We start from the raw sequence: 11,901 nt of genomic DNA, 5'->3' as shown, positions 1-11,901 counted from the left end.
CCACCTGATCCCTTACCGAACTCAGAAGTGAAACCGCTTAGCGCCGATGATAGTGTGGGGTCTCCCCATGTGAAAGTAGGTCATCGTCAGGCACTTATAAAATAACCCTCAGCTTATCAAGCTGGGGGTTTTTTTATGCCTAAAATTTAAGCAGGAAATTATTTAATCCATTCTTTAACAACTTTTCGAAAAGTATCAGTACCTGATTTTTCTAGCCATTCAAAAGCAACCATTTCTCTACATACTATTTGTGCGCCCATCTGTTTAAGGCGCTTTAAGGCTAATTCTTTATCTCTAGCTTTACGCGAGCCTACAGCCTCTTCTACTAAGTAAACTTGATAACCTGCTTCAAGTAGCTCAACCGCAGTTTGAAATACGCATACGTGTGCTTCAGTACCAACAAGAACAACTTGTTTACGTTTTAGATTTGCTAAGTGATTTTTTATTTCTGGTTCTTTCAATGCACTAAAATGTATCTTTTGTAGTATCTCACTGGTTTCTAGGCGCTCTTTAATAGGTAGAACGCTTTCACCTATACCTTGGGGGTATTGTTCGGTAGCGCGTACAGGTATACCTAATTCTTTAGCTATTTCAATAAGCCAGCAACTATTGTTAATTATTAGCGAACCTTTGTCGATAAAAGGCGCTAAGCGACTTTGTATATCTATGACTAGTAAAAAGCTATTTGATGCTTGAAGTAGCATATTAAACTCCCTCTCTTAGGGTATTATTGTTAGACTTGAGTCTAATGCGGTAAGTTGCCTCACTTATTGTTAGCTTACCTTACCTCATCCAAATTTTTGAATCCAGCCATCTGGCTGCTGTCCATATTGGGAGTTGCTAAGTGATACGACTAGTCGTTTTTTTTACAAGTTTTGTTTTCTTGTTGGTGTTTGGTGTTGGTGATGCTGATGCTCGTAGGTTTGGTGGCGGTGGATCTAAAGGTACTTTCTCTAGCCAAGCCACACCTGCTTCTAATCAAGCATCAAAACAACAAGCAGCAAACCCTGCTAAATCTGCATCAGGTCGTGGTTTTAGTGGTATAGGCAGTATGTTCATGGGTTTAGCAGCAGGTGGTTTGTTAGCAGCACTTTTTATGGGGGGAGTATTTGATGGTATTCAATTTTTAGATATCTTGCTAATTGCTTTAATTGCAGGTGGTTTAATTTATTTTTTACGTAGTCGTCGTAAGCAGCAACATATTCAATATGAGCAACCAGCAATGAGTAGCTTTGTTAGAAATAATTATTCAGATATACAAGCGCCATCTTCAAACCAATCTTTTAATACTGACACTACTGTTACTGATTCATTAGCCAAAGTTAAAGTAGATGCTGTAATGAATGATGAGGAAGTTATTTATGGTGCACCTGATTGGTTTAATGAGAAAACTTTTTTAGAAGGTGCGCGTAGTCATTTTTTAGACCTACAAAAAGCTTGGGATGCTAATGATCTTTCAACCATTGAAAGCTATGTAACACCGCAGCTATATAAGTTTTTAAAAGAAGAACGTGCTGCTCAAGTTAATCATGTAGAAACACAAGTGCATAAGCTTGCTGTTGAAATGACCAATATTCAACAGTTACCCAGCAAGCTTGTTGAGTTAGCAATTATGTTTCATGGGGTTATTAATGAAGGCGAAGAAGATTTAAATTTTTGTGAAATTTGGCATCTAATTCGTGATATGAATCAAGAGAATGCACTTTGGCTTATTCAGGGGATTGAGCAAGTCGAAAGTTAAAATAATAAATTAACAAAAAATGCACGCCTTAATTGGTGTGCCTTTTTTTATTTTTAAGCTTATTTGATTTTTAAGCTAGCCTTCTAGTAAACACCCAACTATCGCCTTCACTCATGGATGGATTAAAACGATAACCTTCTAATTCAAAGTCTTTTAAATTATCTGGTTGGTCTATTTTTTCTTGTAGGATAAAACGCGTCATTAATCCACGGGCTTTTTTAGCATAGAAGTTAATGATTTTGTATTGATTGTTTTTCCAATCTTTAAAGACTGGAGTAATAATCCGTTTATTAAGCTGCTTAGTATCAACTGCTTGAAAGTATTCTTTAGATGCTAAATTAACTAATACTGGTGTTACTTGCTCTGTTAGGCATTTTTTTAGCTCTTTAGTTACCAGTGACCGCCAAAAGCTATGAATATCTTTACCGCGTGTGTTGCTAAATTTAGTACCCATTTCTAATCGATACGCTTGAATTAAATCCATAGGTTTAAGTAAGCCATAAAGCCCTGATAAAATAGCTAAGTGCCGCTGCCCAAACTCAAGTGATGAATCATCAAGACTGCTTGCATCAAGCCCCATATAAACATCGCCGGTAAAGGCCAGAACAGCAGATTTGGCATTTTCAAAAGTAAAGGGCAGTTGCCATTCTTGAAAGCGTGCCGCGTTAAGGCTACCTAGTTTATCGCTAATTTTCATTAATTGGCAAAGGTCTTGAGGTGCAAGTATTCTTAACTGTTCAACAAGTTCAAGTGCTTCTTGCTGAAAAATAGGCTGGGTATGAATTTGGCTAGTTGAGGGGGATTGGAAGTCTAAAGATTTAGCTGGTGATAAAATAGTAAGCATAAATACTCCAAATATTGAAGGAGAAAAGTTATACTATTATAACAACTGATCGACTACTAACACAGAAAAAAGATGGTACCGGTGAGCGGACTTGAACCGCTACGCCTTGCGGCAACGGATTTTGAATCCGTCGTGTATACCAATTTCACCACACCGGCTTATTTGAAAAGCTTAAATAGCATTTACTAACGCTAAACAAGACGTACATTATAAGGCTGTTTTGTTAGCCGTCAATACTTAGTTTTTCAAAAAGCGCATTTAGCAGCAAAAAAACTTAAAAATCAAGGTTTAGGAGGATGAAGATGAAGATGAAGCTGTAGGCTGTTCCAGTTACTAAAGTTTGTGGAATCTATTAGACTCAATAAATTAAAATAATGCTGCTGTGTTCTTACAGCTATAGAGGTGCTATGAATTTTGCACACGAAACACACCGAATAGCTTTAATTCGTAAACGTATTTTGTTGATTGCCTTAATGGGTGTTTTAGCCACTGGTTTGGTCGCTAGTTTAAGTACGAGTATTCCTTTTTATTATTCTGCGCGTAATAACCTTGAGCAAATCACACTCACTGGCGTTCGGAGTCAGGCTAGTGTCATAGATAATTTACTGGATAAATATCAAGACCTTGCTCAACAGTTTACCGGCAGAACAGAAATACGGGTACGTTTAGAAAGGTATCATGCGGGTAATATGTCTCTGGCTGATGTGAGTGCTTTTTCTGAGCCTAGGCTTAAAGAAGCTATGAATTTATCGGATGAATTATTAGGCTTGGTTCGTTTGGGTGTTAAAGGTGAAGTGTTAGCTAGAATAGGGCAAACGCCAGCAACGCTTGAAGAAATTATTACTCCGTTTAAAAATTTTCCAGTAAGCAAGCAAGATGGCTATACATTTGTTCAACTGAATGGCCTGCTAATTGTGCGTGTTGATGCCAATATTTTTTCTAAGGAAGGTGATCTGATTGGTCAAGATATACTTTATTTTAATGGTTTAAAACTTATTGATGTATTGAATGATAGGTTGCAATTAAACAATAAAGCAAATGTATACCTAGCAAATTTAGTTAATAAAAAGCGTTTATCTTACAATAAATCAAATAAAAATTTTGTTTTGGTAGAAGAAATTGATAGTAAAAAGATGCTTTACTTGAGTAAAGCTAATAAGCATAAAGAATGTACTATAAGACCTGATTCTAATTGTAAAAATATTATTTTTATAATACCGTTAGTTGACTCTAATTGGTCATTGGTTGCTGAAATTCCTGTTAATAGCTTTTATTCTGCCATTCGTCAGCAAGTTTTATGGCCACTGCTAGCAATTATATTTATGTTAGGCGTTGCTGCCTTTGCTATTAGTAAAGCACTACACCCATTAATACGACGTTTAACTTTTCAAACTAAAGAGCTAGAACATTCTACTGAAGAATTACGCTTGATTGCCAGTGTTTTTGAAGGCACACGAGAAGCCATTGCGGTGACTGATGCAAAAATGCACTTAATAAAAGTTAACTCAGCCTTTAGCCAAATTACAGGCTTTGCTGCGGAGGATGTTTTAGGTAAAGATTTACAAAACTTATTTTATAAAAAGAAAGCTATAGAGCGTTTACAGACTAAAATACAGCAATCATTAGAAGTTAAAGATAGCTGGCAAGGTGAAATTTGGTATCAACATAAAAATAGTGAGCTATTGCCTGTCTTGCAAAGTATTAGTGCTTTATTAAGTGAAGATGGACAAGTTATTAACTATATTCATATCTTCAATGATATTTCTGAAAGTAAAGCAAATGAAGAACGCATTAACTATTTAGCACATTATGATCAGTTGACTGGTTTACCTAATCGTACTTTATTAAATCGACGCATTAGAAAAGCAGTCGATAAAGCCTTAAATTGTAATCAAAGTTTGGCGATTCTTTTTATGGATTTAGATCACTTTAAAGAAGTTAATGATACCCTTGGCCATCCAGTGGGGGATTTACTTTTACAAGCGGTTGGACAAAGGCTTAAAGCAATATTAAGAGAGCAAGATACGCTAGGTCGACTAGGCGGCGATGAGTTTTTAGCAATACTGGATCACTCTGCTAAACCGGATGCTTCTAGTGTTGTAGCAGAAAAAATAATTAGTGCGTTAACGCAATCTTTTATGCTTGCAGGTCATGAAATAAAAATTGGTGTATCCATAGGTATCGCTATTTATCCTAAAGATGGCTGCACTGTTGATGAACTGGTTAAAAATGCTGACATTGCCATGTACCGTGCCAAAGAAAGTGGGCGCAATACTTTTCGCTACTTTTCAGAAGCTGAAGACCTTTAGCCTGCTTTACCATCAGGTCTAGGTTGAGTAAGAATCGGTAAGTAAACCACCACAAATATCAGCAGCGCTAACATCCAAAGTGCTGCTGATATTTGGTAAGCGATTAATCCTAAACTACTGGCTAAAAATACCCTAACCACAGCTGCTGTCATCATTAATCCTAATGCTATGACTGTTAACTTGGTAGGTTCTAATGCTCGACCAGTGTGACCTAAACCAACTCGGCTCATCATACTTAACGTTAACAAGCCTATGCCACCTACCGTTAGCGCGTGAACACCTAAATAAGGGCTAACCCAGCCTAACACGCCAAAACTTCGTAATAATAAACCTAAGATAATCCAAGCGTAGGCTAAGTATAGACTCCACAACAGCGGTTTATGCCAAATACCCTTATCATGCCACCGCCAAAGATTGGGTAATAACCAGCAGGCTAAAATAAAGTTTATGACTGCTACCCAAGGTGTATTAGCAAGTAAAAGGTTGATGGCTAGCATTATCAAAAGTAAAGGTGGCAAACCTTTTTCTAGCCGAGGGTTACGTGCTTGTTCAGGTTTTTGTAGCCCACGTTGAATAAAGAAAGGAATAACGCGTCCACCCATAATCAACATAATGATTAGAATAATATCTAAACCAAGGTAAGCACCAATATAACTAAGGTTTGCATTGTCAGGCTGTAAAATGGACCAGTGGCTTAACGCTGCTGCTGTGCCTAATAAGCCAACTAATAGTAAAAATACTCGGTTGCGGAATGCAGCGCTAATTAAGGCGTGCCATAAGCTAATGAATAAGCCCACCCAAAAAAGTAAGTCTAAAGCAACGTACAGCAGTTGTTGTTCACTCACTAAGGGCGCTAAACGAGCCATTACCCAAATAATAACTAGAGCAGCTAAAGGCTTACCTTTAGGTGTCGATTTTCCTGTCCAATTTCTTACCGAAGTCAGTAAAAAACCAGCAATCACAGCACCTGTGTAACCAAACAGCATTTCATGGCGATGCCAGCTAATAACGTTGTCTACACCTGGCCAGCTGTAACCTAATGAAAGCGTAAGAATCCAGACTAGCATCATCATAAAACCGCCCACTGCTGCTAGCAGAAAGAAAGGGCGAAAACCCAGTGCAAAAAACGCCATTGTTACTAGCCTCGGTGGGTATATATTGGCAGCAGTGGTTACAAAGTTAAATTTAATTGAGTTTAAGCAATAAGTTCACCCTGTAAACTGGTGCGGATTTTATTCATGGCATTTTTTTCTAGCTGGCGAATGCGTTCAGCCGATACGCCATAAATAGCTGCTAATTCATGCAGGGTAGACTTATTATCCGTTAACCAGCGTTGTTGCAAAATATCGCGGCTGCGTTCATCTAACAAAGCTAAAGCATCTTGCAATCGAGTGTTAGCATCGGTTTCGCTATTTTCATCTTCTGCTAAAATTGCAGGGTCATAGCGAGAATCAATCAAATAGTTAACTGGTGCTGCATTGTAAGTATCATCGTCATCATCGGTATAACCATCAAAGGCTGTATCAATAGACGCTAATCGGCCTTCCATTTCGCGTACCGTTTCTGGCTTAACATTTAAGTCGGTCGCAATGGCTTTAAGCTCTTCAACATTTAGCCAACCAAAGTCTTTTTTAGCACCGCGTAGGTTAAAGAATAATTTACGCTGGGCTTTAGTTGTGGCGACTTTAACAATGCGCCAGTTACGCAATACAAACTCATGAATTTCAGCTTTGATCCAATGTACAGCAAAAGATACGAGGCGAACGCCCATGCTGGCATCAAAGCGTTTTACTGCTTTCATTAAACCAATATTGCCTTCTTGAATTAAATCGGCTTGAGGCAAACCATAACCTTGGTAACTACGAGCAATGTGAACCACAAAACGCAAGTGAGACATAACTAACATACGAGCGGCTTCTAAATCACCAGCATCTTGTAGGCGATAACCTAAGTTTTTTTCTTCTTCAGCCGTTAGCAAAGGAATCGTGTTAACCGTTTGAATATAGGCACTAAGGTCACGACCGGGTGATAAAATACCTGCAACTTGTAGTTGGGTGCTCATTTATATCTCCGTAAAAATTAAAGATTGGTAGATAAATATTATGGTGCTAAGACCACCATTAAGTCTGATAAGTTCCTTGTTAAGCCTTAATAAGCCTTAATGTGGCTCTACTTTTCCTAAATGGCGACCGACTGCTATCCAAGCACCAAGCCAACCAAGCAGTGTACTAGCTATTAATAATAAGAGTGAATCTTGCAGGGTTAGCCCAATTAAGTTGAAGTCACTAGCATAAGCGCTGGCTAACGAACGAACGGGGGCATCTAACCAATAAAGTGATGCATTCACTAAAACCCAAGACAATAACCCACCGCCCAAACCATACCAAATTCCGGTATAAAGAAAAGGTCGTCGCACAAAAGCATCAGTGGCACCAATTAACTTAACCACCACGATTTCTTGGCGGCGGTTTTCTATCGCTAGGCGAATGGTGTTACCTATGACTAGAAGAACCGCCAAGCCTAACAAAAACCCTAAAGCAGCAATGGTGCGCTGACCTAATTCCATAATGTGATAAAGGCGTTTAACCCAAGCAAGGTCTAGCTGTGCTTCTTCCACTTCGGGTAAGGCTTGTAAGCGTCCAACTAGCGCTGTTTGATTGTTTATTCCAGAGATCGCTGGTCGAACAATAATAACCGGCGGTAAAGGATTTTCGTCTAGGTAATCTAACGCCTCACCAAAGCCAGAAAACTCTTTAAATTCAGCTAGGGTTTGCTCACGTGATAAATAGCGTGTTTCAGCTATTTCGCCATCCATTTGTAAGGTTTTTGTTAAATTCTGTCCAGCAGATTCTTGCACATTTTCTTTTAAATACAGTGAGATTTGGGCGCTACCATCCCAATTACTAGAAACTAGCTGTGCGTTATTTAAAAATACATACAAGCCAACGGGTAAAGACAGTGCAATAGCAATCACTGCCCAAGTCATTAAGCTTCCAAAAGGTGTTGCTAATAATCGAGTCAGACTATCAACTGCAACGCTTAAATGATGACGGCGCCAAGCTTTAATACGATCGCTGGTATTCACTTTACTGATTTGTGCGCCACTGACCGCACTTTTACTGCGTTGTTCTGGGTTAGAGCGCAGGCGATTGGGTGGTTTTTTAGTCGCATTTTTAGTGGCATCACGTTGCGGGCGATCAGGGAAGGTTGCACCGCTAGGACGATTAGAGGTTGGGCGCTTGTTAATCATTCCATTACTCCACTGCGAGACAAGCCACCTTGATTCAATTCCATTATCCGCATTCCCATGCGTGAAATTAAATCAATATCGTGTGAAGCAATGAGTACGGTTACACCGACCGCGTTGAACTGACGAAAAAGCTGCATAATTTCAGCTGAAAGTTGTGGGTCAAGATTACCCGTCGGCTCATCTGCCAGTAAAATAGGCGGTTTGTTAACCACTGCTCGCGCAATGCCTACGCGCTGTTGTTCACCACCGGATAGCATAATCGGGGTCATTTTTTCTTTAGAAAGTAAGCCAACTTTATCGAGTGCAGCCCGTACGCGGCGGCCTATTTCTTGCGGCACCATACCGTCAATCACTAAAGGTAGCGCAACGTTGTCGTAAACGCTGCGATCAAACAGTAATTGGTGATCCTGAAAAACCACACCAATTTTGCGACGTAAAAAAGGTACATGACGACGCGCTAAATGATTAAGGTTAATACCATCGACATTGACTTGCCCGCGTGTTGCCACTTCCATACGCATAATTAACTTGAGTAGCGTACTTTTACCTGAACCTGAATGGCCTGTTAAAAAAGCCATTTCACCTTCATTTAAGGTAAAGCTAATGTTTTGCAGCGCTTCATGGCCGCTTTCGTAGCGTTTAAAGACGTTATGAAATTGGATCATCGGCCCTCCCATTGGCCTGCTATTTTATTAGTCGGTTTCAACTGCTAAAAGTGCGTCAACAAAGCTATCAGCATCAAAGTCACGTAAGTCATCGGCTTGTTCACCCACGCCAATAAACCTAACCGGAATATTTAATTCACGCGCAAGCGCAAAAACAATGCCGCCTTTAGCGGTGCCGTCTAACTTAGTTAATACTAGGCCAGTGATAGGCACTGATTTATTAAACTGACGTGCCTGAGCTAACGCATTTTGTCCGGTAGCTGCATCTAACACTAACAACACTTCGTGAGGTGCTTCGGGGTCTATTTTCTGCATAACACGGTGCACTTTAGACAATTCTTCCATTAAATTGCTTTTATTGTGCAAACGCCCTGCTGTATCCGCGATTAAAAGGTCAGCTTTGCGCGATTGAGCCGCTTTTAGCGCATCAAAAATCACGCTAGCACTGTCAGCGCCTGTGTGTTGGGCAATGACTGGGACTGAATTACGATCACCCCAAATTTGTAGCTGCTCAACGGCTGCTGCTCTAAAAGTATCGCCAGCGGCTAGCAAAACTTTGCGGCCTTCTTTTTGGTAGCGCTTAGCTAATTTACCAATAGTGGTGGTTTTACCCACACCATTCACGCCAATCATCAAAATAACTTGGGGTTTTTCAGGTTTATCAACAAGCACTAATGGCTTACAGACAGGCTGTAAAATCAGTTTGAGTTCATCTTTAAGTGCTGCAAATAAAGCATCAGAATCTTTTAATTGGTTACGCTTAACTTTGTCGGTTAGATTGGTAATAATTTCACGCGTGGCGGTCATGCCCACATCAGCCATTAATAGGCGAGTTTCTAGCTCTTCTAATAGCTCATCATCAATTTTACGCGAACCTAAAAATAAGTCGGCTAAACCGCTGCCGGTGCGTGCTAATCCTTGTTTTAAACGTGCAAAAAGCCCCACTTTTTTAGGTGGATTGGGTTCTATAATGGGTTCTGTAATAGGTTTTACAACGGGCTCTATCACCGCTGCTGCGGGTTGTTCTATCGGTTGTTCTGGTGCTGTTTTTTCAACTAAATCAGCTTCTAAATCAGCTTCGGGTGTTGTTGTTGATATAGTTGTTGGTTTTTCGGATAGAGCCTCTAGCGTGGCTTCGGCTTGTTTTTTCTTGCGTTTAAATAATCCAAACATGGTATTGGTATCTTAATAAAAGGTGTCTTAAACGGGTATTTAATCGGTTATCCTACCACCTGACTGCCTTTGAAGGTAGAAGATAAGCTAAACGAGCTGAGATGATGATGTATAAACCACAGAAAAAAACCAAACCAGTCGCAACGGGTCAAGTAAGAGTGATTGGCGGTGAATGGCGTGGGCGAAAATTACCTGTTCCTGACGTTGAAGGATTAAGGCCAACGCCTGATCGTATTCGTGAAACTTTATTTAATTGGTTGCAGTTTATTATTGCAAACAAAACTTGCCTTGATGCTTTTGCCGGCAGTGGTGCGCTAGCGGTTGAGGCATTAAGCCGCGGTGCTGCACAGGTGACAGCCATTGAACGTGACACTAAAGTAGTCAAGCAATTAAGCGTGTTATTAACCCCTTTAGCTGGTGAACGCTTAACACTTGTCAATACTGATGCGTTGCATTGGTTAGAAAGCCAGCCAGCAACGCCTTTTGAAGTGGTTTTTTTAGATCCACCTTTTGGACAGCCTTTATTAGCGCCTGCTTGCCAATTGTTAGAAGAAAAAGGCTGGTTAGCCGAAGGCGCTTATATTTATGTTGAACAAGCTAAACAGTCAGCCAGCCTAGTGACTTTTCCCGCTAACTGGGTGTTGCAAAAAGATAAGCAAATTGGCGATGTGCATTTTAGTTTGTATACCAGATGAAAAGGTTATTTGAGCCACTTGGCGCTTTTGGGTAAGATGCGTTTTTTTAAATGCTATTCACTTCACTGGTACGAGGTCGATATGAATACAGTGGTTTATCCTGGTACTTTTGATCCTGTTACATTAGGGCACAGCGATTTAATTGAGCGAGCGACGTGCCTTTTTGACCGCGTAATTGTTGCCGTTGCTGAGAGTCCGCGCAAAAAACCATTATTTGAATTAGCCGAACGTATTCAGCTGGTGCAGCAGGTGATGGCTAAAAATTCTAAGGTTGAAGTGGTGGGTTTTAACTGCTTATTAACTGAACTAATGCAGCAGCAAAATGCCAATATTATTCTACGCGGCGTGCGTGGTGTGGCTGATTTTGAATATGAGCTACAACTGGCACAACTTAACCGAACCCTAGCGCCTAATTTAGAAAGTATTTTTTTACCGCCTTCAGAGCGATTATCATTTATTGCTTCTACTTTGGTGCGTGAAGTGTCTAGTTTAGGCGGTGATGTTAGTAAACTTGTACACCCTTATGTGGTTGATGCTTTACAGAAAAAATACGCCAGTGCGCGTGCAATAAATTTATAAGGCTTGTAAAAGCCCCCGCTTGCTAATTGATAAGATAAAGAGGTATGACTCATGGCTTTGTACATTACCGATGAATGCATCAACTGTGATGTATGCGAACCAGAATGCCCCAACAATGCCATTTCTCAGGGCGATGAAATCTATGAAATAGACCCTAACTTGTGTACTGAGTGCGTGGGTCACTATGACGAGCCTCAGTGTGTGGACGTTTGCCCTGTTGAGTGCATTCCTAAAGACCCAAATCACGTTGAAGATAAAGATCAGTTGATGGAAAAGTACGAAGTGATTACTGCTGCGCTGGGCTAGTATCGCTGCGCTGAATTAATCATATAAAAAAGGCGGCAGACCGATTGGGTTTGCCGCCTTTTTTTGTTGCTGACTTTTAAGTTAAATCAATTTTAAACTAGCCAGCTTAGGTTAAGGAATAAACTTAACCACCTGAATTTCATCTTTAGGGTCAAGCTTGGTTTGATTAACCCGAGTCGGTAACTCTTCAGGCATCTCTAAGCTAATGGCATCAACAAAGTCGCAGCTGACGCATTCACGGTGTTGAAAGCCATCGGCTTGCCACGATTTAAGTACATCCATAGTGTTACAACGGGGGCACACGGCCCCAGCAATAAAGCGCTTTACAGGTTCAGTCAT

General features: G+C 40.2%; 13 protein-coding genes, 1 tRNA gene and 1 rRNA gene. 6 read left to right on the top strand and 9 right to left on the bottom strand.

The window, feature by feature from the left end; translation table 11 throughout:
- Nucleotides 1-92, top strand: a 5S ribosomal RNA gene (rrf, locus tag VJY63_RS04885); the annotation flags it as partial.
- 66 nt (nt 93-158) lie between these two features.
- Here the strand turns inward: rrf and VJY63_RS04880 are convergent.
- Nucleotides 159-704 carry a hydrolase gene (locus VJY63_RS04880; protein ID WP_324048629.1) on the bottom strand — a complete coding sequence of 182 codons (546 nt, stop codon included), beginning with the start codon at nt 702-704 and terminating at the stop codon, nt 159-161.
- Nucleotides 705-844: 140 nt separating this feature from the next.
- Between VJY63_RS04880 and VJY63_RS04875 the strand changes: the two genes are divergently transcribed.
- Entirely contained in the window at nt 845-1,741 is an 897-nt protein-coding gene (locus VJY63_RS04875) for a Tim44 domain-containing protein (protein ID WP_324048628.1), read from the top strand.
- A gap of 70 nt (nt 1,742-1,811) precedes the next feature.
- On the opposite strand, the gene yaaA is transcribed toward VJY63_RS04875, so the two are convergent.
- Together yaaA and VJY63_RS04865 are read right to left on the bottom strand one after the other, a co-directional pair.
- Nucleotides 1,812-2,585, bottom strand: coding sequence for a peroxide stress protein YaaA (gene yaaA, locus VJY63_RS04870; protein WP_324048627.1), 774 nt, complete (start codon nt 2,583-2,585; stop codon nt 1,812-1,814).
- A gap of 73 nt (nt 2,586-2,658) precedes the next feature.
- Nucleotides 2,659-2,743, bottom strand: a tRNA-Leu gene (locus VJY63_RS04865).
- 249 nt (nt 2,744-2,992) lie between these two features.
- Between VJY63_RS04865 and VJY63_RS04860 the strand changes: the two genes are divergently transcribed.
- Nucleotides 2,993-4,894, top strand: a complete 1,902-nt coding sequence (locus VJY63_RS04860; protein ID WP_324048626.1) for a diguanylate cyclase domain-containing protein — start codon at nt 2,993-2,995, stop codon at nt 4,892-4,894.
- On the opposite strand, the gene VJY63_RS04855 is transcribed toward VJY63_RS04860, so the two are convergent.
- The 5 genes from VJY63_RS04855 to ftsY all read right to left on the bottom strand — a co-directional run bounded on the left by VJY63_RS04855 (nt 4,891) and on the right by ftsY (nt 9,982).
- On the bottom strand, nt 4,891-6,027 hold the full coding sequence (locus tag VJY63_RS04855) for an NnrS family protein (protein ID WP_324048625.1): 1,137 nt from the start codon (nt 6,025-6,027) through the stop codon (nt 4,891-4,893). The genes VJY63_RS04860 and VJY63_RS04855 overlap by 4 nt on opposite strands.
- Before the next feature lie 62 nt (nt 6,028-6,089).
- The gene (rpoH, locus tag VJY63_RS04850; protein ID WP_324048624.1) at nt 6,090-6,956 is read right to left on the bottom strand and encodes an RNA polymerase sigma factor RpoH; all 867 of its coding nucleotides are present in this window, start codon (nt 6,954-6,956) and stop codon (nt 6,090-6,092) included.
- A gap of 96 nt (nt 6,957-7,052) precedes the next feature.
- Entirely contained in the window at nt 7,053-8,144 is a 1,092-nt protein-coding gene (gene ftsX / locus VJY63_RS04845; protein WP_324048623.1) for a permease-like cell division protein FtsX, read from the bottom strand.
- The gene (gene ftsE / locus VJY63_RS04840) at nt 8,141-8,809 is read right to left on the bottom strand and encodes a cell division ATP-binding protein FtsE (protein ID WP_324048622.1); all 669 of its coding nucleotides are present in this window, start codon (nt 8,807-8,809) and stop codon (nt 8,141-8,143) included. The genes ftsX and ftsE overlap by 4 nt, the downstream gene beginning before the upstream one ends.
- A gap of 27 nt (nt 8,810-8,836) precedes the next feature.
- A complete protein-coding gene (gene ftsY, locus VJY63_RS04835; RefSeq protein ID WP_324048621.1) occupies nt 8,837-9,982 on the bottom strand; it encodes a signal recognition particle-docking protein FtsY in 1,146 nt (381 codons plus the stop codon).
- Between the two features lie 101 nt (nt 9,983-10,083).
- Between ftsY and rsmD the strand changes: the two genes are divergently transcribed.
- The 3 genes from rsmD (at nt 10,084) to VJY63_RS04820 (ending at nt 11,562) form a co-directional block, all read left to right on the top strand.
- Nucleotides 10,084-10,677: a 16S rRNA (guanine(966)-N(2))-methyltransferase RsmD gene (gene rsmD / locus VJY63_RS04830; RefSeq protein ID WP_324048620.1), complete on the top strand. Its 594-nt coding sequence runs from the start codon at nt 10,084-10,086 to the stop codon at nt 10,675-10,677.
- Nucleotides 10,678-10,758: 81 nt separating this feature from the next.
- Entirely contained in the window at nt 10,759-11,256 is a 498-nt protein-coding gene (gene coaD, locus VJY63_RS04825) for a pantetheine-phosphate adenylyltransferase (protein ID WP_324048619.1), read from the top strand.
- A gap of 51 nt (nt 11,257-11,307) precedes the next feature.
- Complete coding sequence (locus VJY63_RS04820; protein ID WP_324048618.1) at nt 11,308-11,562, top strand: YfhL family 4Fe-4S dicluster ferredoxin; 255 nt, start codon at nt 11,308-11,310, stop codon at nt 11,560-11,562.
- 111 nt (nt 11,563-11,673) lie between these two features.
- Here VJY63_RS04820 and VJY63_RS04815 read toward each other — a convergent pair whose 3' ends face one another.
- Nucleotides 11,674-11,901 carry a YheV family putative zinc ribbon protein gene (locus VJY63_RS04815; RefSeq protein ID WP_324048617.1) on the bottom strand — a complete coding sequence of 76 codons (228 nt, stop codon included), beginning with the start codon at nt 11,899-11,901 and terminating at the stop codon, nt 11,674-11,676.

The sequence above is a fragment of the Marinospirillum sp. genome, from assembly GCF_035271045.1.
Classification (GTDB): Bacteria; Pseudomonadota; Gammaproteobacteria; order Pseudomonadales; family Halomonadaceae; genus Marinospirillum.
Note: the sequence above shows the minus strand (reverse complement) of the source record. Positions and strands in the feature narration are given on the sequence as shown.

What these genes read in the sequence shown, in the direction of transcription:
- VJY63_RS04880 (WP_324048629.1), bottom strand. Translation starts at nt 704, where the DNA reads ATGCTACTTCAAGCATCAAATAGCTTTTTACTAGTCATAGATATACAA.
- VJY63_RS04820 (WP_324048618.1), top strand. Translation starts at nt 11,308, where the DNA reads ATGGCTTTGTACATTACCGATGAATGCATCAACTGTGATGTATGCGAA.
- VJY63_RS04855 (WP_324048625.1), bottom strand. Translation starts at nt 6,027, where the DNA reads ATGGCGTTTTTTGCACTGGGTTTTCGCCCTTTCTTTCTGCTAGCAGCA.
- ftsX (WP_324048623.1), bottom strand. Translation starts at nt 8,144, where the DNA reads ATGATTAACAAGCGCCCAACCTCTAATCGTCCTAGCGGTGCAACCTTC.
- VJY63_RS04815 (WP_324048617.1), bottom strand. Translation starts at nt 11,901, where the DNA reads ATGACTGAACCTGTAAAGCGCTTTATTGCTGGGGCCGTGTGCCCCCGT.
- rsmD (WP_324048620.1), top strand. Translation starts at nt 10,084, where the DNA reads ATGATGATGTATAAACCACAGAAAAAAACCAAACCAGTCGCAACGGGT.
- ftsE (WP_324048622.1), bottom strand. Translation starts at nt 8,809, where the DNA reads ATGATCCAATTTCATAACGTCTTTAAACGCTACGAAAGCGGCCATGAA.
- VJY63_RS04860 (WP_324048626.1), top strand. Translation starts at nt 2,993, where the DNA reads ATGAATTTTGCACACGAAACACACCGAATAGCTTTAATTCGTAAACGT.
- rpoH (WP_324048624.1), bottom strand. Translation starts at nt 6,956, where the DNA reads ATGAGCACCCAACTACAAGTTGCAGGTATTTTATCACCCGGTCGTGAC.
- ftsY (WP_324048621.1), bottom strand. Translation starts at nt 9,982, where the DNA reads ATGTTTGGATTATTTAAACGCAAGAAAAAACAAGCCGAAGCCACGCTA.
- yaaA (WP_324048627.1), bottom strand. Translation starts at nt 2,585, where the DNA reads ATGCTTACTATTTTATCACCAGCTAAATCTTTAGACTTCCAATCCCCC.
- coaD (WP_324048619.1), top strand. Translation starts at nt 10,759, where the DNA reads ATGAATACAGTGGTTTATCCTGGTACTTTTGATCCTGTTACATTAGGG.